We start from the raw sequence: 20820 nt of genomic DNA on the forward strand, positions 1-20820 counted from the left end.
AGGAGAAAACGTGCCATTAATCCGTAACTTGTGCTGGGCCACGCTGCTGATGGCGAGCGCCTCGATCGCTGCGCCCGTCCGTTTGCAGGTAGAAGGGTTGACCGGCGCGCTGCAAAAAAACGTCCGCGCTCAGCTTTCCACCATTCAGGTAGATGAAGTGACGCCGGACCGCCGCTTTCGCGCGCGCGTCGATGACGCCATCCGCAACGGGCTGAAAGCGCTGGGTTATTACGAACCAACCATCGACTTTGAACTGCGCGAACCGCCGGCGGGCGGGCGGCGTCAGGTCTTACTGGCGCGCGTGAATCCCGGCAAGCCGGTGCTTATCGGCGGAACGAACGTGATTCTGCGCGGCGGCGCGCGCGATGATAAAGATTATCTGGCGCTGCTGAAAAAACGTCCCGCCATTGGCACGGTGCTGAACCATAACGACTACGACAGTTTCAAAAAAGGGCTGACCAGCCTGGCGCTGCGTCGCGGTTACTTCGACAGCGAATTCATTAAAAGCCAGCTTGGCGTTTCGGTAGAGCGCCGCCTGGCGTTCTGGGATATCGACTACAACAGCGGCCCGCGTTACCGCTTCGGCGATGTCACCTTCAGCGGTTCGCAGATCCGCGAAGAGTATCTGCAAAATCTTGTGCCGTTTAAAAAGGGCGATTACTACCAGTCGAGCGACGTGGCGGAGCTGAGCCGCCGTTTATCCGCCACCGGCTGGTTTAATTCGGTCGTCGTGGCGCCGGAGTTCGAAAAATCCCGGAAGACCAAAGTGCTGCCGCTGCGGGGCGTGGTATCGCCGCGCATTAAAAACACCGTGGAAGTCGGCGCCGGGTACTCCACCGACGTCGGGCCGCGCCTTAAAGCAAGCTGGCGTAAGCCGTGGACGAACTCTTACGGCCACAGCCTGACCACCTCGACCAGCATCTCCGCGCCGGAACAGCAGCTCGATTTCAGCTACAAAATACCGCTGCTGAAGAACCCGCTGGAGCAATATTATCTGGTGCAGGGCGGCTTTAAGCGCACCGATCTGAACGACACCGAAGCCGATTCCACCAAGCTTGCGGTTTCACGCTACTGGGATCTCTCCAGCGGCTGGCAGCGCGCCATCAACCTGCGCTGGAGCCTGGACCACTTTACCCAGGCCAACGTCACCCATACCACGATGCTGCTCTATCCGGGCGTGATGTTAAGCCGCACCCGCTCGCGCGGCGGCCTGATGCCGACGTGGGGCGATTCGCAGCGCTATTCCATCGACTACTCCGACAGCGCCTGGGGCTCGGATGTCGATTTCGTGGTGCTACAGGCGCAAAACGTCTGGATCCGCACACTCTACGACAAGCATCGCTTTGTGGCGCGCGGCAATCTGGGCTGGATTGAAACCAACGATTTCGAGCGCGTGCCGCCGGATCTGCGTTTCTTTGCCGGCGGCGACCGCAGCATCCGCGGTTATAAGTACAAATCGATTTCGCCTGAGAACGACGACGGTAAGCTGACCGGCGCCTCAAAACTCGCCACCGGCTCGCTGGAGTATCAATACAACGTGACCGGCAAATGGTGGGGCGCGGTGTTTGTCGATTCCGGCGAAGCGGTTAACGACATCAAGCAAAGCAATTTCAAAACCGGCGCGGGCGTCGGGGTGCGCTGGCAGTCGCCGGTCGGCCCGATCAAGCTCGATTTCGCGGTGCCGGTCGGTGATAAAGAGGAGCATGGTTTGCAGTTCTACATCGGTCTGGGGCCTGAATTATGAGTCGTATGAAAAAAATCAGCCTCGCCGTGCTGGCCGTTATCGTGCTGCTTATCGCGACCGTCGGGTTTCTGATCGGGACTACAACGGGCTTACATCTGATTTTCAATGCCGCGAATCGCTGGGTGCCGGGGCTGGAGATCGGCCGCGTCACCGGCGGCTGGCGTAACCTGACGCTGACATCGCTGCGCTACCAGCAGCCGGGCGTGGACGTCAACGCCGGGGAAATCCATCTTTCCGTCAAGCTCGCCTGCCTGCGCGACAGCAGCCTGTGCGTGAATGATTTCTCACTGAAAGATGTGAACGTGGTCGTCGACACCAAAAAAATGCCGCCCGCCGCGAAAGTGGAAGAAGAAGAGAGCGGACCGCTCGACCTCTCCACGCCGTACCCGATCACGCTGAGCCGGGCGGCGCTGCATAACGTCAATATCAAAATCGACGATACGCGGGTATCGGTAATGGATTTTAGCTCGGGGCTTGCCTGGGAGGACCGCAACCTGACGCTCAAACCCACCTCCTTACAAGGGCTGCTGATCGCGCTGCCCAAAGCGGCGGATGTCGCGCAGGAAGAGGTGGTCGAGCCGAAGGTCAACAACCCGCAGCCGCAGGAAAAACCACTCGGCGAGACGCTGCGTGAACTCTTCGCTAAACCGGTGCTGCCGGAGATGGCCGATGTGCACCTGCCGCTGAACCTGACGGTGGAAAATTTTCACGGCGAACAGCTGCGTCTTACCGGCGACACCGATATCACGGTGAGCAATCTGCTGGTGAAAATCAGCAGCGTGGATGGCGTCACGAAGCTCGACACGCTGGATATCGATTCGAATCAGGGCACGGTTAACGCCAGCGGCAGCGCGGAGCTGCGCAATAACTGGCCGGTGGATATTACGCTTAATAGCACGCTGAACGTGGAGCCGCTCAAGGGCGAAAAAGTGAAGCTCAAAGTGGGCGGCGCGCTGCGCGACCAGCTGGAGTTCGGCGTCAATCTCTCCGGCCCGGTGGATGTGGTGCTGCGCGGGCAGACGAAGCTTGCCGAAGCGGGCCTGCCGCTCAATCTGGATATAACCAGCGAGCAGCTCTACTGGCCGCTGACCGGCCCGAAGCAGTATCAGGCGGATGATCTGAAGCTGAAGTTCTCCGGCAAAATGACCGACTACGCGCTGTCGTTCCGTACCGCCGTGAAGGGCGATCAGCTGCCGCCCGCCACCATTACGCTCGACGGCAAAGGCAACGAGCAGCAGATCAACATCGATAAGCTGGACGTCGCCGCGCTCGAAGGCCACACCACGCTGACGGCGCTGCTCGACTGGCAGCAGGCCATCAGCTGGCGCGGTGAACTCGCGCTAAAAGGTATTAATACCGCGAAACAGTACCCGGAATGGCCATCGAAACTCGACGGGCTGATGAAGCTGCGCGGCAGCCTCTATGGCGGCACCTGGCAGCTTGACGTGCCGGCGCTGAAGCTTGCGGGCAACGTCAAACAGAACAAGGTGAAGGTTGATGGCCAGCTTAAGGGCAACAGTTATCTGCAGTGGACGATCCCTGGCCTGCATCTGGAGCTGGGCCGCAATAAAGCGGATGTGAAGGGTGAGCTTGGCGTTAAAGACCTGGCGCTGGACGCGACGATTGACGCCCCGGCGCTGGATAACGCGCTGCCGGGCCTCGGCGGCACGGCGAAAGGGCTGGTGAAAATCCGCGGTAATGTTGAAGCGCCGGAACTCAACGCCGATGTCACCGCACGTAATCTGCGCTGGCAGGAACTCTCCGTCGCGCAGGTGCGCCTGCTCGGCGATGTGAAATCCACCGATCAGATAGGCGGTTCGCTGGATCTGCGCGTCGAGCGTCTGGTGCAGGGCGATATCAACCTGCGGCTGATTACGCTTGCGGCCAAAGGCAACGAGAAATCACACCAGATGGCGCTGCGGGTGCAGGGCCAACCGGTCTCCGGCCAGCTCGACCTGCGCGGCAGTTTTGATCGCCAGGCGATGCGCTGGCGCGGCGAGATAGATAATACGCGCTTCGCCACGCCGGTCGGCCCGTGGACGCTGAGCCGCGCGCTCACGCTCGATTACCGCGGTCAGGAGCAGAAAATCGCTATCGGCCCGCACTGCTGGCGCAACCCGAATGCCGAGCTGTGCGTCCCGCAAACCATTGATGCGGGGGCCGCCGGGCGCGCGCAGGTGGACCTCAACCGTTTTGATCTCGCGATGCTCAAACCGTTTATGCCGGAAGAGACCCAGGCGAGCGGGCGCTTTACGGGTAAAGCGGATGTCAGCTGGGATACGACGAAAGAAGGACTGCCGCAGGGGCAGGTGCAGCTCGCCGGGCGCGGCGTGCGTGTGACCCAACTGGTTAACGGCAATCCGCTGCTGGTGGCGTTTGACACGCTGAACCTGAACGCAGAGCTGCGCAATAACCGCGCGCGGCTCAACTGGCTGATTCGACTGGCGAATAACGGCCAGTTCGATGGCGATATTCAGGTGGCGGACCCGCAGGAGCGGCGCAATCTTTCCGGGAATATCAATATTCGTAATTTCTCGCTGGCGATCGCCAATCCGGTCTTTTCGCGCGGCGAGAAAGCGGCGGGTATTCTGAGCGCGAACCTGCGTCTTGGCGGCGACGCCCGCCAGCCGCAACTGTTCGGCCAGATGCAACTTAACGGCGTGGATATCGAAGGCAACTTTATGCCGTTCGAGATGCAGCCGAGCCAGCTGGCGATGAACTTCAACGGCATGAGCTCGACGTTGCAGGGCGTGGTACGCACAAAACAGGGCGAAATCACGCTTAACGGTAACGCCGACTGGAGCCAGATCGATAACTGGCGCGCCAGAGTGGCGGCGCGCGGCAGTCGCGTGCGGATCACCGTGCCGCCGATGGTGCGCCTGGATGTTTCGCCGGATGTGGTGCTGGAGGCGACGCCGAGCCTGATTACGCTTGATGGCAGCGTCGATGTGCCCTGGGCGCGCATCGTGGTGCACGATCTGCCGGAAAGCGCGGTCGGCGTCTCCAGTGATGAAGTTTTACTCGATGAAAATCTGAAACCGGAAGAGGAGCAGCGCGCGTCCATCCCAATCAATAGTAATCTTATCGTTCACGTTGGAAATAACGTGCGGATAGACGCGTTTGGGCTGAAGGCGCGTCTCACGGGCGATCTGAAAGTGGCGCAGGATAAACAGGGTCTTGGCCTGAACGGGCAGATCAATATTCCGCAAGGGCGCTTCCACGCTTACGGCCAGGATCTGCTGGTGCGTAAAGGCGAGCTGCTGTTCTCCGGGCCGCCGGACAGGCCGCTGCTGAATATCGAGGCGATCCGCAACCCTGACGCCACCGAGAACGACGTAATAGCTGGCGTGCGCGTGACTGGCGAAACCGACGAGCCGAAGGTGGAAGTCTTCTCCGACCCGGCCATGTCGCAGCAGGAGGCGCTCTCTTATCTTCTGCGCGGCCAGGGGCTTGAGAGCGGCCAGAGCGACAGCGACGCGATGACTTCCATGCTAATTGGCCTGGGGGTTGCACAAAGTGGTCAGGTTGTGGGTAAAATCGGCGAGACGTTTGGCGTAAGCAATCTGGCGCTGGACACCGAAGGGGTGGGCGATTCCTCCCAGGTGGTGGTCAGTGGCTATGTACTGCCGGGTCTCCAGGTGAAATACGGCGTGGGCATTTTTGACTCGCTGGCGACGCTCACGCTAAGGTATCGCCTGATGCCTAAGCTGTATCTGGAAGCGGTGTCTGGCGTAGATCAGGCACTTGATGTGCTCTATCAGTTTGAGTTTTAGCAATGCGAATATTTGTCTACGGCAGTTTACGACGCAAACAAGGCAACAGCCACTGGATGACGAACGCCCAGTGGCTGGGCGATTACGACATCGAAAACTACCAGCTCTTCAGCCTGGGGCACTACCCTGGGGCAGTGCCAGGAGAGGGCTCGGTAGTCGGCGAGGTGTATCGTATCGACGCCACGACGCTTGCGGAGCTGGACGCGTTGCGCACTGCGCGCGGCGAGTATAAACGCCAGCTTATCCAGACGCCGTACGGCAGCGCCTGGATGTATGTGTACCAGCGTTCTACCGAAGGGCTTACCCGCATCGAGAGCGGTAACTGGCTCGACAGGTAAAATCGTTCTTCCCTGAAACCACGCTCCGGCGTGGTTTTTTATTATCTGTAATTTAATTAAATATGTTTTTTAATAGAGGTTAATTGCTTTATTCTTAAATTTATACACTGATTTTTTTATAAAAAATGACGCTTTTGAATTGATGGGAGATGATATTTATCAACCCGCATCAGTTATCCCGATAATGAATTTTTATTAATTATTTCATATGGTTAACAGCCTTGCATCCCTCATGGTGTTGCTGTTCTTTTTTTAGAATTTATATCCCTTGATGCATTCTTATCGGGAACATAAAATTCTCGTCAATCCAAGGGCTGGTAAATATAAAGCGCATCATATATTAGTGTGGTGAATTTTATATGCCCCGCCCTGGAATACGTTTGTAAGGAATGACTTTAATTTTACTCAAGGAAATAACATGAAATTCAGCAAAGTTTCTCTGGCAGCGGCTATGGGTCTGATGTTGGCAGCAGGTATGGCTAACGCGAAAGATCAGGGTCACGGGAAAGTCACTTTTACCGGCTCTATCATTGATGCGCCGTGCTCCATTAACCCGGACAGCATCGATCAGACCGTAAGTATGGGCCAGATTTCAAACGTGGCACTGAAAGCCAACGGCAACACCGGCACTTCCGTACCGCGCAACTTTGAAATCAAGCTGGAAAACTGTGACGTCACTACGCTGAAAACCGTGAAAACCACGTTTACCGGCGCAGAAGGGGCAATTGATGGCGCTCTGGGCATCACCGGTACGGCGAAAGGTGCCAGCATTGTCCTGACTAACGGTGACGGTGAGCAGATCAAACTGGGTGAAGCGTCTGAAGCGCATGAACTGCAGAACGGTAACAACACGCTGCTGTTCTCCGCTTATCTGCAGGGCGAAGGTGCTTCCGCAACCGTAACCCCGGGCGACTTCACTGCAGTGGCTGATTTTACCCTGGCTTACGAGTAAGTTTAGCGTTACAGGGCAGCATACGTCCGCGCATGCGGACGTATGATTTTTGCTTCCAGAGATGGACCTCATGACCAGATTCACATGTTATGCGATGGCGCTGGCCATCGGAACTACAGCATGGGCCGTGCACGCATCGCAGTCCGCCAAGCCAGCTTCCGAATTTGATATCGGTTTGAATGGCCGAGTGAATATGCAAGGCTCCATCGTTTCAAAAGCCTGCGATATCGCGATGGAAAGTCGTTACCAATCCATCGAAATGCCGGACATGTCCATTAGCGTAATCAAGCGTGCCGGAGAAGGCACTGCAAAACCGTTTTCCATTCACCTGGTCGACTGCACTTTTGATAATGGTGAAGCAGATAGCGCGCCGTGGCAGTTTCTTCAGGTGACATTTGATGGCGCAGACGACGACGGGTTATTTCAGGTAACGGGCGACGCGGGCGGCGTGGCATTAGAGATTGCCAGTAAAAACGGTGAAGAAATTCACCCAGGGCAGCCACTGTCTTATACCGAAATCTCTGATGACGATATCAAACTGGATTACGAATTACGCCTGAAATTAAACCATGAGGCGTTACGGCCAGGTGATTATTCGTCGATCATTAAATACCGCATTGATTATTTTTAATTACTGCCTCTTTTTAAATTATTTTCTGACAGAGATTGCCCGTAAACCGGCAAAAGAGATATGGCCAGAATACATAATCAACAAGCCACTATAACGAAACTGATAGTGCCGTCAGCATTGGCTTTATGCATCTGCGCGTGTTTACGGACTCCCGCAATGGCGGCAGATGATATCCAGTTTAATACCGATGTATTAGACGTGAAAGACAAAAAGAATATCGATCTGAGTCAGTTTTCAAAGCGCGGCTATATTATGCCGGGCAATTACGATTTCAAAATAAAAGTTAATCAAAACGAACTGGAAGAACAACCGGTCAGCGTGTTTGCCGCTGAGAATGATAAAACCCAGTCGATTGTCTGCTTTACGCAGGACCAGATTCAAAAATTTGGTTTTAAAGAGAAATATCTGCCGCAGTTTAAAAGCTGGCATAACGGCCAATGTGTGGATATCACGGCGCTGCAAGGCGTGGAGGTCACGCCGGATCTCGGCAACAGTACGCTGATGATAAGCGTACCCCAGGCGTATCTGGAATATACCTCTGATGACTGGGTGCCGCCGTCGATGTGGGATGACGGTATCGCTGGCCTGCTTGCTGATTACAACGTTAACGCCCAGACGCGTCATAACGAAGGCGGTCAGGGCGGCGATGAAAACACGGTTTCCGGTAACGGTACTGTCGGCGCCAACATGGGGCCGTGGCGTCTGCGTGCCGACTGGCAGGCAAATTATGACGATCGCTCAGATACCAGTGGTCAGAAAAAGTGGACATGGAGCCGCTTTCAGATGTACCGCGCGTTGCCGAAGATGGGTGCGAAGCTGACGGTCGGCGAAGACTACATGAACTCCGATCTGTTCGACAGCGTGCGCTTCGCAGGCGCCAGTGTGGTGTCGGACGACAATATGCTGCCGCCCAACCTGCGGGGTTACGCACCGGAAGTGACCGGCGTGGCGAAAACCAACGCCAAGGTGACCATTTCGCAGCAGGGCCGCGTGATTTATGAAACCCAGGTCGCCGCAGGCCCGTTTGCGATTCAGGACCTGAATAACTCCGTCTCCGGCGCGCTGGATGTGCGCGTGCAGGAGCAGGACGGTTCGGTGCAGCAATATAAAGTGAATACGGCCTCGATCCCGTACCTGACGCGTCCTGGCAGCGTGCGTTACAAGATGTATGCCGGTCGGCCAAGCACCTACGATCACCATAGCGAAGGCAGTGGTTTCGGCTCAGGCGAATTTTCCTGGGGGGTCAGCAACGGCTGGTCGCTCTACGGTGGCCTGGTGGCAAGCCGCAACTATCTGGCCACAGCGCTGGGTGTAGGGCGCGATCTTATGGCGCTGGGGGCGCTGGCGTTCGACATCACACGCTCCAGTGCGAAGCTGGATAACGGTGAAGAACGGCACGGACAGTCTTATCGTGTGAGCTACTCGAAGCGCTTTGATGATACCGGAAGCCAGGTGACCTTTGCAGGTTATCGCTTCGCCGAAAAAGACTTTATGAGCTTTAACGATTATCTGAACTATCAGGCAGATAACGGCGATTTCATGCAGAACAAAGAGATGTACACCGTCTCCTTCAGCCAGCAATTTGAAAGCGTTGGGCTGAGCGCTTACCTGAACTATTCGCATCAGACCTACTGGAATAATCCGGCGGAAGATCGCTATAGCCTGTCGCTGTCGCGCTATTTCGATATCGGGAAGATGAAAAATATTAGCGCCTCGCTGACCGCGTATCGCAACAAATTTAACGGCGAAAATGACGATGGCATGTATGTCTCTATGTCCGTGCCGATGGGCGATACCGGTTCGCTGGGACTGAATTCATCCTTTAGCGGTGATACCAGTACCCATAACCTGAGCTACTTCAATCGGCTCGGCAATGGCGATAACTACCGTATCGCCGCAGGCGGTAGCGATGACGGCGGTAATCTGAGTGGTTATTACGATCATCCGGGCGATTTGGCAGAGGTGACCGGCAACGTGGATTACCAGCACGGGCAGTACAGCTCTGCCGGGGTATCGCTGCGCGGTGGGATGACGGCCACAGCGAAAGGCGCTGCGTTACATCGCGCGAACGTCATGGGCGGGACGCGCGTGCTGCTGGATACCGGCGACGCAGCGGATGTTCCGGTTCAGGGTTATGCCGGCACGACCAAAACTAACCATTTTGGTAAGGCTGTGGTGACTGAAGTCAGCGACTACAGCAAAAACAGCCTGAACATCGATATCAACAACTTGCCTGAAAATGCCGAAGCGTCCGCATCGGTGGTGCAGGCCACCCTGACCGAAGGGGCGATTGGTTATCGCAAATTTAATGTGATTTCAGGCATCAAGGCGATGGCGATCATTCGCCTTGCAGACGGCACCTTCCCGCCGTTCGGCGCTACGGTGCTTAACGCCGAAAAACAGGAAGTCGGCATCGTCAATGATGAAGGCCAGGCATACCTGAGCGGCCTTAAAGCGGGCCATAAATTACAGGTCAACTGGAATGGTGCGACACAGTGTGTGGTCACGCTGCCAGAACACCTGCAAGGGACGAGCGAGAACCAAAATCTGCTGTTGCCGTGCCATTAAGGCGCGGCGGTAAACCGATTAACTTAACAGGTCATTTATTATGTTAACCATCAACAAAACTGTTTTCGCCGCTGCCCTTGCGCTCGCTGGCGTCATGGCAACCCAACAGGCTTTTGCAGCTATTGCGCTTGATCGCACCCGTGTAGTTTATAACGGCGGCGAAAAATCGATCAGTCTGTCTATCAGCAACGAAAATAAAAATCTGCCGTATCTGGCCCAGGCGTGGATTGAAGACGCGCAGGGTAACAAGGTCACCTCACCGCTGAATGTGCTGCCGCCAGTGCAGCGCGTGGAAGCGGGCGCGAAAAGCCAGGTGAAAGTGCAGGCTTCTGCGGCGGTAGCGTCACTGCCGCAGGACAAAGAAAGCCTGTTCTACTTCAACCTGCGTGAAATTCCACCCCGCAGCACTAAGCCGAACACGCTGCAAATTGCCCTGCAGACCCGTATTAAGCTGTTTTACCGTCCGGCGGCGATAGCACTGGATAAAACTGAGGCGGCGAACGGCGACTGGGTAGAGAAAGTCACGCTGGCGCGCCAGGGCGATAAATATTTGGTGAATAACCCAACGCCGTATTTCCTGACGATCGTTGAGGGCGCGGCGAGCCCTAAAGGCAAACCGGTGGGTTTTCAGCCCATCATGATCGCTCCGAAAGGCAGTGCGGCGATTGACGCCAGCGCCGCTGCATTGGGCAATACCCCGGTTCTAACGTATGTAAACGACTACGGCGGACGCCCAAAAATTCAGTTCACCTGTGGCGGCGCGAGCTGCACGGCGAAATTGCTGAAAGACAAATAAGCAAACCGGGGCGAGGGAGACGCAAACAATGAACAGAAATACAAATAAGCTTTTAGCGCTGAGTCTGTTGCTGGCGCTTTCGGGCGGCGCGGCGGCGGATGAAGAATCACAAGTGGATACCGGCGCGTTGTATGTGCACGGCGTGCTTCAGGACAATACCTGCCGAATGGATATGGACTCCGCCTGGCAGGAGGTCGATCTCGGCACGGCGTCGCGAGGGGATTTTAATCTGGTGGGCAAAGCGACTCGTCCGGTAACCGTGAAAATCTACCTGCGCGACTGCCCCGAAATGGTGAGCTGGAGCACCAATATTACCCCTATGACTACCACGGCCAGTACCTTACAGCCGTCTTATAAAGCGCGCTTTACAGGGGTTGCGGATACGTTTAATCCGGAGCTGATCAAAGTCACCGGGGCGTCCGGTATTGGCCTGCGCCTGCGCGACAGCCACGGCAAATCCGTAGTGCTGAGCCGTACCGGCGATGCCATCCTGCTGAGCCCCGGCCAAAACCAGGTCACTTTTACCCTGGCAGCCGAGCGGAATGGCGCAGTTTTTACGCCAGGCACGTATCACTCGGTGATTAACTTCAGCATGATTTATGAGTAGGAGCACGCCATGAAATCTCAGCTATGGCTGGCGACAAGTTTATTTCCCCTGGCGTTAGTGTTCGCAGGCAATGCGTTGGCTGAAGATCAGCAAAATACAGTAATGGTGACCGTATCGGTGACTATCAATGCATCGCCTTGCGAGATTAACAATAACCAGAACATCGACGTTGATTTTGGTGACAGCGTTATTACTACCGATGTCATGGCCGGAACCGTCGAAAAAACGATTAATTACATGCTTGATTGCAGTAATGCGGATACAGCAAAGACATTAAAAATGCGTATCAGTGGTACGGGCGCAGATTTTAATGCGGACTTGTTGCAAACCAGCATTCCGGAACTGGCAATAAAGTTAAAAGCAGACGGTACTGATTTTCCGCTGAATACGGATCTGACGCTGGCAACTACAACCAGCAAGCCAAACCTGGTAGCCGTTCTGCAGGGTAAACCCGGTGCGCGTTTGCCAACGGGTGGCTTTACAGCAGGCGCAACCATGACGGTGGATTACCAGTGAAAAATTTAATAGTGCTTTTGAGCCTGTCGGCATTATTGCCGCTAAGCGCCTTCAGCGCGGAAAATATGTCCTTCCATGGTACGTTGATAGCACCGCCCTGCACCATTAGCGAGGGCAAAACGATTGAAGTGGCATTCGGAAACGATTTGGGTGTGAATAAAATTGACGGTAATAACTACAAGCAGCCGGTGAACTATACCGTGAATTGTGAAGCCGGCTATACGGCGAATAACCTGGCGATTGTTATAGATACTACTGCACCTGCATCTTTTGACAATTCAGCGATAAGCACCAATAAAACCGGCCTGGGTATACGCATTCTGGTCGAGGGCGTACCAGTGACCTTTGCCCAGCGTGTCGCTATAGCCAATCCGTCTTCTCCGCCGAAGATAGAAGCCGTACCAGTTCAGGACCAGGCTATTACTCTGACAGAAGGTGCATTTGAGGCAACGATGACCCTGCGTACGGATTATCTCTAAGAGGAAAGTATGAAAATTATTAACTTTCTGCCAGGGGTATTGCTGAGCATTACCATGGTAACGAGCGCTGTTGCTGCGGAAGACAATGTGCATTTCTCCGGCGCTCTCGTGGCGGAGCCTTGCACTTTGCCTGATAAGGATACTGATATCTCTCTGGATTTCGGTACGGTCATTGAAAAATATCTTTATCAATATCAGCGGACAAAAAGCCAGTCATTTTCAATCCATTTAGAAGATTGTGATCCGACATTAATGAGTTCTGTCAGCGTGACTTTCCGGGGCGAAACAGACACAGAATTAACAACGATGCTTGCGCTAGACGCTTCAAGTACAGCAAAAGGTGTTGCAATTGGAATCGAACTGCCGGATGGCACACCGCTTGCTATTAACAAAGCAAGCCCTTACAGCCAACTGACTCGCGGCACTAACTCATTAACATTTAATGCCTTCGTGCAAGCCCAGCCAACGGCGATTACCAGCAAAAGCCTGATAGCCGGAGACTTTGCCGTGATAAGTACTTTTTTATTAACTTATCAATAAGGATAGATAAAATGAAAAAACTGTTTGTATTACTTTTTTTTATAAACGCGGCATTAGCCTCACAATACCCTATTATTACCTCGATTCAGTCGACGTATGTTAGTTCGGGAGCGAATTATGATGTTACTGAGAAGCTTATAGACATTGGTCCTTCTGTCGATGAGATTCCTCCATCAGGAGGATATATAATTTTTGGTCATCGTCATGCAGATAATAGCCCATCAAAGAATGATACTTTTGTTTCTAACGGTTTTCTTCAAACGAATGGGAGACAATCCCTCAGCGAGCTTGGTATTGCCTTATACAAACAACTTGGAAGCCCAACTCATGCTCGAGTAGTCCATGAGGGACCAAATATTCCATTTATGGAGTGTGTGGCATATGCCTATTCAACAATTGCTATGGCTAACCAGGTTCCTTGGGCCTATATAAAAACACCAGGTGGATGCTTAACCGTTCCTCCAGCGGATCAATGGTGCAAAATAACGACACCCGAACTGTTATTGGATCATGGTACTATTTCATTAAAAGAAGCTGAAGGAAGTTCAGCGTCTGCTCAAATGGGGGTGCAATGCACTACTCAGATGGCGGTAACTTTTAATATCATTTCTAATGATAAATATATCTATCTTGACGATGGTAAGTCGGAAATTTCAGTAAATGATGTTCCGCTAAACACGAAAGTTGATTTGCCAGAAGGTGATTCTTCCTTACATGTAAAAGATTATCTGACTGGCGTAACCAAAGAGGGTTATCATACCGGTAGTAGTGTATTAGTCATGATGCCTTATTAATTTATTTTTGTTTGGGAAAGGTTTGCCTTTCCCTTTTCCATTATTAATGGGCAACCCTGTAGTGAATCTAAATTACATTAAGAATGTTTTCCTGGTGCTTCTTGTGTTCGCTACCATAGTATATCTCCCAAACTCTGGTGGAGCGGGACTATTACTGCCTTACAATGTAGTAGTGCTCGTTTGGGCTGGCGCCGTGATTTTCACAATCGCTGTGGTTCAAAAGTGACAATCAATAAACCACACTGCAAGTTCATTATTCTGGGTGTGAGTGTCCTGTTATTCGCGGCAGCTTTGCGCTCGCCGGAAGATAAAGTAAGTATTGCCTTCCTTATCGGGCTGCTTTTCTGGTGTGGTTTAACACACCTTTACGTTACCTGGCTGCAAAAACGTCAGGTACTACTGGTGGTGTTTATTCTCGCGCTGGCGCAGGCGGTCATTGGACTGATTCAAACCTTCATGCCGCATCTCGCCATGCGGCTCTATGAATATGACTGGCTGCGCAATCAGGGGCGGCCTTATGGCATCTTCCAGCAGGTCAATCTGTTAGCGAGTTTTCTCGCATCCGGCATCGGCTGCGGCTTTTTGCTGCTGCTCCAGCAACGCCTGCGTAGAAACGCGCTGCTGTGTATCGCCGGGCTGGGCCTGCTGACGTTTGTGCTGGTGCTGAATCAGTCCCGCGCTGGCGAAATCGGCGCGATATTGATTGTCCTGTGCCTCGCCGCGCTGTTGTGGCGTCAGCACCCGGCGCGCATTGCGGCGGCATTAATACTGATGACGATGAGCGCGGCAACCGCCTGGTACATCACGCAGCATACGACGGTGCTGGTCAACGGCGTGCCGTACTCCATGGCGCGCGACTATGCCAGTTCAACACATGCCCGCTGGAAAATCCTGGCCATTACCTGGCAGATGATCATGGAAAAACCGTGGCTCGGCTGGGGCTACGGCACGTTTGAATATGCTTTTAGCCGTTTTGTGCTGGCGCACCCGGAATATGGCTATACCTATTCCAGCATCGTGACTCACCCACATAACGAACTGCTTTATGCCTGGTTCCAGGGCGGTGTGGTGGCGCTGGCAGGAATGCTTTTACTGTTTGCGGGTTGGGTGAAAATCGTCATTACCGCCTGGCGGCAGGGTCGGATGCAGACGGGCTACGCGCTGCTGATTATTCCGCTGCTGGTACACCTCAATCTGGAATATCCGTTCTATCAGTCGTTCGTGCATTTCGGGCTGTTTATTCTGCTGTTGCGCCTGGGCGTTATTGATAATCCGCTGAACCAGACGGTGCGTGCAGGTCCCGGGCTGCGGCTCGCGGCGGGCAGTGTTGCTGCTGCGCTGCTGGCTTTTAGCCTGACCGCGCTGTACGCCGGTTATCAGCTCACCCTCCTTGAGCGCGGCCATCTGGCGAATTTTCCGCGCCCTGCGCCATGGTATTTCGCGTTTCAGGGCGAGCGCGCCACGTTCGACCAAAACGTGGCGCTTCTGATTGACTACAACCGCACCCATAACGAGGCCGATCTCAACACGTTCATGGCCTGGGCTGCGCGTTACTCGTTGCGCCATAACGATAAAAACATCTGGCAAAGCATGATAGTGATTACGCAGCACAGGGGCGATGCGCTCGCGACAGCCCGCCTGCGTGCGCAGTACGCTCGCCTGTTTCCGGTTGCTCAGGCGAATAATCTGCCATGACTCTGCAGTGTCATAAAACTGTCATAAAAGTTTTAGTGTGACTAATTAAGTACTTAACTGCTGCTACTATTTCCACGCGTTCGCCCCCCATAAAGCTCGTATTTCGCAGGCCGATAGATCCGAAGCGCCTCCTTTCAGGCGCGCCTACACCATGGGAAACAACGTATGAAATTAAACCACCTGACAATCGGGCAACGACTCGGTCTGCTGGCGGCGTTACTGCTTATCGCGGTGCTCTTTATCGGCATTCGCGGCCTGACTATCAACGCCGACGGGCTTGAGCAAAATAACAACATTATGGCCACGGAAAAGGTGATAGCAGAGAGCATCGACACCGCGCGTAACGCGCAGGTGCAGTTCAAAATCCAGGTACAGGAGTGGAAAAACACCCTGCTGCGCGGCACGCAGGGGCAGGCGGCGTTTGATAAATACAAAGCCGCGTTTGTCGATCAGAGTGATAAAACCCAGGCGCTGCTGAATCGCCTGACCACGCTTCTGCCGCAGCTTGGTATGAACGTGGATGAAGTCCGCCAGACCATTGCGCTGCACGAAGGGCTGGAAAAAAGCTATCTGGCGGCGATTGCGCAATACAACATTGCCGACCCGACGAGCGCCCAGCGCGTCGATAAGCTGGTGAGCGGCATCGACCGCGAGCCGACCCGGATGATCGACGAGGTGGTGGCGAAAACGCTGAAGCAGGCGGATGCGCTGACCCGTCAGACCGAAGCGCGCAACCTGTCGCAGTATGAGCAGACTCGCACCATGCTGCTTATCACAATGGCGCTGACGCTTATCGCGAGCATTATGATCACCTTCTGGCTGGTGCGCAGTATTACGCGTCCGCTGGCGCAGGCCGTGACCATCGCGCGTAACGTCGCCGCCGGCGATTTGCAGACGGCGATTACCATCAGCGGTCGCGATGAAACCGCTGAGCTGATGAGCGCGCTTCAGGAGATGAACGTCAACCTCACCCGCATCGTGGCGGGCGTGCGCAACGGCACCGAAACCATCGCTACCGCGTCGACGCAAATCGCTACCGGCAGCCGTGAGCTCTCGGCACGCAACGAAGCGCAGGCGAGCGCGCTGGAAGAAACCGCGGCGTCGATGGAAGAACTAACGTCGGTTGTGAAAAACAACGCCGAAAACTCCCGCTTTGCGAGCGATATCGCGCGCGACGCGTGTCAGGTAGCCGGGCAGGGCGGTCAGGTGGTCGAGCGCGTGGTGCAGACCATGAGCGAAATCCACCAGTTCTCGACCGAAATCAGCAATATCATCAGCGTTATCGATGGCATCGCCTTCCAGACCAACATCCTGGCGCTCAACGCGGCGGTCGAAGCGGCGCGCGCAGGCGCGGAAGGGCGCGGCTTTGCGGTGGTGGCGGCGGAAGTGCGCGCGCTGGCGCAGCGCTCCAGCTCCGCGGCGCAGGATATCCGTAACCTGATTGACCGCTCCGTCAGCCGTATCGACGAAGGCAATAGTCTGGTGAAAGGCGCGGGCAGCGCGATGGAAGATATCCTGAAAAGCGTGCAGCGCGTGAGCGAGCTGGTGGAAACCATTTCGATGGCGAACCGCGAGCAGAGCACCGGTATCGATCAGGTGAATATCGCCGTGACGCAGATGGACGCCTCGACGCAGCAGAACGCCGCGCTGTCGCAGGAATCCGCCGCGGCGGCCCAGTCGATGCAGTATCAGGCCGAGAAGCTGCTGGATTCCGTCAGCGTCTTCCGTCTGGCGGCGCACCGGGATGAAGCGCTGGCGTAACGCCCATAAAAAAACACCGCCTTCGGGCGGTGTTTTTTCATTCGCGGCGAATTACTTCTTCGCGCGTTCGAAAGAGGCGCGGATCTCTTCTTTAGCAGCTTCGGCGTTTTCCCAGCCTTCCACTTTAACCCACTTGCCTTTTTCCAGATCTTTGTAGTGTTCAAAGAAGTGCGTGATCTGCGCTTTCAGCAGTTCCGGCAGATCATTCACGTCTTTGATGTGATCGTATTCTTTAGAGAGTTTGGTGTGCGGTACCGCAACCAGTTTGGCGTCTTCGCCAGACTCGTCGGTCATTTTCAGCACGCCAACCGGACGGCAGCGGATCACGGAGCCAGGCTGCAGCGGGTACGGCGTCGGGACCAGCACGTCAACCGGGTCGCCGTCCAGAGACAGGGTGTGGTTGATGTAGCCGTAGTTGCACGGATAGAACATCGCGGTGGACATAAAACGGTCAACGAACAGCGCGCCGCTCTCTTTGTCCACTTCATATTTAATAGGATCAGCGTTAGCCGGAATTTCAATAACAACGTAGATGTCTTCCGGCAGATCTTTGCCCGCAGGTACGTTCAGTAAGCTCATGTCTGTTTCCTTAAAAATGTATGGCAAACAAGTGCCAGGTATTATAGCCAACTGCACTGGAATGTCGTGGACTCTTTTCTTTCGCCTGCGCGCCTGCTGCTGCTTTCAGCGTTTTCCCATGACACGTTAATCCATAAAGCCAGCTGCATCCTCAATAAATTACTGAAAACGTTTACAAAGTGTTATTTCCGGGCGTTTTTACGCTAAAAATTTTTGCCCAGGGCCGTACTGGCGCTTGCCGCGCCGTATAACGGCTGGCGTGGAATCCCGTGTCTTCTGATTTTTAACTTTTTCGTTACTTTTTTGAATTGTGATGTAACGCATTCAGTTACATCCACGCTTGTCTATAGTTTCGCCTGAGGTGGACTCTTACCCAACAATAACCTTACGAGGATACCCTTATGTGGAAGCGCTTACTTGTTGTCACAGCAGTTTCGGCAGCCATGTCGTCTATGGCATTAGCCGCCCCGTTAACCGTGGGATTTTCACAGGTCGGCTCTGAATCGGGCTGGCGCGCGGCGGAAACCAGCGTTGCGAAAAGCGAGGCGCAAAAACGCGGCATCACGCTGAAAGTCGCCGATGGTCAGCAGAAGCAGGAGAACCAGATTAAAGCGGTACGTTCGTTTATCGCCCAGGGCGTGGACGCGATTTTTATCGCGCCGGTGGTGGCGACGGGCTGGGAGCCGGTGCTGAAAGAGGCGAAAGACGCGGAGATCCCGGTGATGCTGCTGGACCGCTCCATTGATGTCAAAGATAAGTCGCTCTACATGACCACCGTCACCGCCGACAACGTGCTGGAAGGCAAGCTTATCGGCGACTGGCTGGTGAAAACTGCCGCGGGCAAACCGTGCAACGTGGTGGAGTTACAGGGCACCGTCGGCGCGAGCGTGGCTATCGATCGTAAGAAAGGGTTTGCCGAGGCGATTTCCAAAGCGCCGAACATCAAGATTATCCGTTCTCAGTCCGGCGACTTTACCCGCTCGAAAGGTAAAGAAGTCATGGAGAGCTTTATCAAGGCCGAGAACAACGGCAAAAACATCTGCATGGTTTACGCCCATAACGACGATATGGCGATCGGCGCCATTCAGGCCATTAAAGAGGCCGGGCTGAAACCGGGCAAAGATATCCTGACGGGCTCTATCGACGGCGTGCCGGACATTTTCAAAGCGATGGTGGACGGCGAGGCGAACGCGAGCGTGGAGCTGACCCCGAACATGGCGGGGCCGGCGTTTGACGCGCTGGAGAAATTCAAGAAGGACGGCACCCAGCCTCCGAAGCTGACCATTACCCAGTCGGTGCTGTATCTGCCGGATACCGCCAAAGAGATGTTAGAGAAGAAGAAAACGATGGGGTATTGATTCACCGGCGTGATGCGCTTCTTACGGCCCTGACGGCGGGTGCGCGTTGCTTGCCCGCCCTACATATTGCCTGCTTTTTGACAGGCAGGGCGGGTAAGCGTAGCGCACCCGCCGCGCCCCAACCAACGCCATGTGAACCAACAACCCGCCATCCTGAGGCGACAGGAGAGCCCGACCATGAATAACGATAACCATCAGGAAATCCTGCGAACGGAAGGCTTAAGCAAAACGTTTCCTGGCGTAAAGGCCCTCGACCATGTCGATTTCAGCCTGCGTCGCGGGGAAATTATGGCGTTACTCGGCGAAAACGGCGCCGGTAAATCGACGCTGATTAAAGCGCTGACCGGCGTTTACCAGCCCGATGGCGGCACCATTTATCTCGGCGGCGAGGCTGTGCGGCCGCGCAACACCGCACATGCGCAACAGCTCGGCATTGGCACCGTATACCAGGAGGTTAACCTGCTGCCCAACATGTCGGTGGCGGACAACCTGTTTATTGGCCGTGAGCCGCGCCGCTTTGGCCTGCTGCGCCGTAAAGAGATGGAAAAGCGCGCCACGGCGCTGCTCGAATCCTACGGGTTTCATCTTGACGTTCGCGAGCCGCTGAACCGCTTTTCGGTCGCGATGCAGCAGATCGTCGCTATCTGCCGCGCCATCGATCTCTCGGCGCGCGTGCTGATCCTCGATGAACCCACCGCCAGCCTCGACGCCAAAGAGGTCGAGATGCTCTTTACCCTGATGCGCCAGCTACGCGCGCAGGGCGTCAGTCTTATCTTCGTCACGCATTTTCTCGATCAGGTCTATGAAGTCACGGATCGCATCACGGTGCTGCGTAACGGGAAATTTGTCGGCACGCGCGACACCGCCGAGCTGCCGCAAATCGAACTGGTGAAAATGATGCTGGGGCGCGAACTTGAAAGTAACGCGCTGCAGCGCGCCGGGCGCACGCTGCTGAGTGAAAAACCGGTCGCGGCATTCCAGGATTACGGCAAAAAAGGCGTTATCGCGCCGTTTACGCTTGAGGTGCGTCCCGGCGAAATCGTCGGCCTGGCGGGCCTGCTCGGCTCAGGACGCACCGAAACGGCGGAAGTCATCTTCGGCATTCACCCGGCAGACAGCGGCACCGCCGCTATTAAAGGCAAGCCGCAAACGCTGCGCTCGCCGCAGCAGGCGTCACGGCTCGGGATCGGCTTTTGCCCTGAAGACCGGAAAACCGACGGCATCATCGGCGCCGCCTCGGTGCGCGAAAACATCATTCTGGCGCTGCAGGCCCAGCGCGGCTGGCTGCGTCCGATCCCGCGGCGCGAGCAGGATGAGATTGCCGCCCGCTTTATCCGCCAGCTCGGCATTCGCACGCCGGGCCCGGAGCAGCCGATTGAATTTCTCTCCGGCGGCAACCAGCAAAAAGTTCTGCTCTCACGCTGGTTGCTGACGAAACCGCAGTTTCTGATCCTCGACGAGCCGACGCGCGGCATCGACGTCGGCGCCCATGCGGAGATCATCCGGCTTATCGAAACCCTGTGCGCCGACGGGCTGGCCCTGCTGGTCATCTCGTCTGAGCTGGAAGAGCTGGTGGGCTACGCCGACCGGGTGATTATTCTGCGCGACCGCCAGCAGGTGGCGGAGATCCCGCTTGAGGATCTCTCGGTCGGCGCCATTATGAATGCCATTGCGGCATAAGGAGCTACG

Annotated in this window: 17 protein-coding genes; 16 read left to right on the top strand and 1 reads right to left on the bottom strand. The window is 55.2% G+C overall.

Going from position 1 to position 20820, the window contains the following annotated elements:
- Positions 1–10: 10 nt before the first annotated feature.
- The 14 genes from tamA to AB8W27_RS02805 all read left to right on the top strand — a co-directional run bounded on the left by tamA (position 11) and on the right by AB8W27_RS02805 (position 17194).
- Positions 11–1744, top strand: a complete 1734-nt coding sequence (gene tamA, locus AB8W27_RS02740; RefSeq protein WP_041923952.1) for an autotransporter assembly complex protein TamA — start codon at positions 11–13, stop codon at positions 1742–1744.
- Positions 1741–5517, top strand: coding sequence for a translocation/assembly module TamB domain-containing protein (locus AB8W27_RS02745; RefSeq protein ID WP_015742566.1), 3777 nt, complete (start codon positions 1741–1743; stop codon positions 5515–5517). The genes tamA and AB8W27_RS02745 overlap by 4 nt, the downstream gene beginning before the upstream one ends.
- Before the next feature lie 2 nt (positions 5518–5519).
- Entirely contained in the window at positions 5520–5855 is a 336-nt protein-coding gene (locus AB8W27_RS02750; RefSeq protein ID WP_007764339.1) for a gamma-glutamylcyclotransferase, read from the top strand.
- 418 nt (positions 5856–6273) lie between these two features.
- The gene (locus tag AB8W27_RS02755; protein ID WP_041923951.1) at positions 6274–6807 is read left to right on the top strand and encodes a fimbrial protein; all 534 of its coding nucleotides are present in this window, start codon (positions 6274–6276) and stop codon (positions 6805–6807) included.
- A 70-nt stretch (positions 6808–6877) separates the two neighbouring features.
- Entirely contained in the window at positions 6878–7438 is a 561-nt protein-coding gene (locus tag AB8W27_RS02760; RefSeq protein ID WP_237656595.1) for a fimbrial protein, read from the top strand.
- Between the two features lie 60 nt (positions 7439–7498).
- Positions 7499–10006 carry an outer membrane usher protein gene (locus AB8W27_RS02765; RefSeq protein ID WP_015742563.1) on the top strand — a complete coding sequence of 836 codons (2508 nt, stop codon included), beginning with the start codon at positions 7499–7501 and terminating at the stop codon, positions 10004–10006.
- A gap of 40 nt (positions 10007–10046) precedes the next feature.
- Positions 10047–10802, top strand: a complete 756-nt coding sequence (locus AB8W27_RS02770; protein ID WP_015742562.1) for a fimbria/pilus periplasmic chaperone — start codon at positions 10047–10049, stop codon at positions 10800–10802.
- A 28-nt stretch (positions 10803–10830) separates the two neighbouring features.
- Complete coding sequence (locus AB8W27_RS02775; protein WP_041923949.1) at positions 10831–11409, top strand: fimbrial protein; 579 nt, start codon at positions 10831–10833, stop codon at positions 11407–11409.
- Positions 11410–11418: 9 nt separating this feature from the next.
- Entirely contained in the window at positions 11419–11925 is a 507-nt protein-coding gene (locus AB8W27_RS02780; RefSeq protein ID WP_049787162.1) for a fimbrial protein, read from the top strand.
- A complete protein-coding gene (locus tag AB8W27_RS02785) occupies positions 11922–12404 on the top strand; it encodes a fimbrial protein (protein WP_041923948.1) in 483 nt (160 codons plus the stop codon). The genes AB8W27_RS02780 and AB8W27_RS02785 overlap by 4 nt, the downstream gene beginning before the upstream one ends.
- Positions 12405–12413: 9 nt before the next feature.
- On the top strand, positions 12414–12944 hold the full coding sequence (locus AB8W27_RS02790) for a fimbrial protein (protein ID WP_015742558.1): 531 nt from the start codon (positions 12414–12416) through the stop codon (positions 12942–12944).
- A gap of 11 nt (positions 12945–12955) precedes the next feature.
- Positions 12956–13738: a hypothetical protein gene (locus AB8W27_RS02795; protein ID WP_282913970.1), complete on the top strand. Its 783-nt coding sequence runs from the start codon at positions 12956–12958 to the stop codon at positions 13736–13738.
- Between the two features lie 291 nt (positions 13739–14029).
- Positions 14030–15433: a PglL family O-oligosaccharyltransferase gene (locus tag AB8W27_RS02800; RefSeq protein ID WP_015742555.1), complete on the top strand. Its 1404-nt coding sequence runs from the start codon at positions 14030–14032 to the stop codon at positions 15431–15433.
- A gap of 165 nt (positions 15434–15598) precedes the next feature.
- A complete protein-coding gene (locus AB8W27_RS02805) occupies positions 15599–17194 on the top strand; it encodes a methyl-accepting chemotaxis protein (RefSeq protein ID WP_041923947.1) in 1596 nt (531 codons plus the stop codon).
- A gap of 51 nt (positions 17195–17245) precedes the next feature.
- Here AB8W27_RS02805 and ppa read toward each other — a convergent pair whose 3' ends face one another.
- Entirely contained in the window at positions 17246–17773 is a 528-nt protein-coding gene (gene ppa, locus AB8W27_RS02810; RefSeq protein ID WP_007678689.1) for an inorganic diphosphatase, read from the bottom strand.
- 401 nt (positions 17774–18174) lie between these two features.
- Between ppa and ytfQ the strand changes: the two genes are divergently transcribed.
- Positions 18175–19131: a galactofuranose ABC transporter, galactofuranose-binding protein YtfQ gene (gene ytfQ / locus AB8W27_RS02815; RefSeq protein WP_032804944.1), complete on the top strand. Its 957-nt coding sequence runs from the start codon at positions 18175–18177 to the stop codon at positions 19129–19131.
- A gap of 177 nt (positions 19132–19308) precedes the next feature.
- The gene (gene ytfR, locus AB8W27_RS02820; RefSeq protein ID WP_041923946.1) at positions 19309–20811 is read left to right on the top strand and encodes a galactofuranose ABC transporter, ATP-binding protein YtfR; all 1503 of its coding nucleotides are present in this window, start codon (positions 19309–19311) and stop codon (positions 20809–20811) included.
- Positions 20812–20820: the final 9 nt, after the last annotated feature.

It is taken from the genome of Cronobacter turicensis, assembly GCF_041222865.1.
Lineage (GTDB): Bacteria > Pseudomonadota > Gammaproteobacteria > Enterobacterales > Enterobacteriaceae > Cronobacter > Cronobacter turicensis.

Coding starts and splice junctions, on each gene's coding strand:
- AB8W27_RS02745 (WP_015742566.1), top strand. CDS start 1,741: ATGAGTCGTATGAAAAAAATCAGCCTCGCCGTGCTGGCCGTTATCGTG.
- AB8W27_RS02750 (WP_007764339.1), top strand. CDS start 5,520: ATGCGAATATTTGTCTACGGCAGTTTACGACGCAAACAAGGCAACAGC.
- AB8W27_RS02755 (WP_041923951.1), top strand. CDS start 6,274: ATGAAATTCAGCAAAGTTTCTCTGGCAGCGGCTATGGGTCTGATGTTG.
- AB8W27_RS02760 (WP_237656595.1), top strand. CDS start 6,878: ATGACCAGATTCACATGTTATGCGATGGCGCTGGCCATCGGAACTACA.
- AB8W27_RS02765 (WP_015742563.1), top strand. CDS start 7,499: ATGGCCAGAATACATAATCAACAAGCCACTATAACGAAACTGATAGTG.
- AB8W27_RS02770 (WP_015742562.1), top strand. CDS start 10,047: ATGTTAACCATCAACAAAACTGTTTTCGCCGCTGCCCTTGCGCTCGCT.
- AB8W27_RS02775 (WP_041923949.1), top strand. CDS start 10,831: ATGAACAGAAATACAAATAAGCTTTTAGCGCTGAGTCTGTTGCTGGCG.
- AB8W27_RS02780 (WP_049787162.1), top strand. CDS start 11,419: ATGAAATCTCAGCTATGGCTGGCGACAAGTTTATTTCCCCTGGCGTTA.
- AB8W27_RS02790 (WP_015742558.1), top strand. CDS start 12,414: ATGAAAATTATTAACTTTCTGCCAGGGGTATTGCTGAGCATTACCATG.
- AB8W27_RS02795 (WP_282913970.1), top strand. CDS start 12,956: ATGAAAAAACTGTTTGTATTACTTTTTTTTATAAACGCGGCATTAGCC.
- AB8W27_RS02805 (WP_041923947.1), top strand. CDS start 15,599: ATGAAATTAAACCACCTGACAATCGGGCAACGACTCGGTCTGCTGGCG.
- ppa (WP_007678689.1), bottom strand. CDS start 17,773: ATGAGCTTACTGAACGTACCTGCGGGCAAAGATCTGCCGGAAGACATC.
- ytfQ (WP_032804944.1), top strand. CDS start 18,175: ATGTGGAAGCGCTTACTTGTTGTCACAGCAGTTTCGGCAGCCATGTCG.
- ytfR (WP_041923946.1), top strand. CDS start 19,309: ATGAATAACGATAACCATCAGGAAATCCTGCGAACGGAAGGCTTAAGC.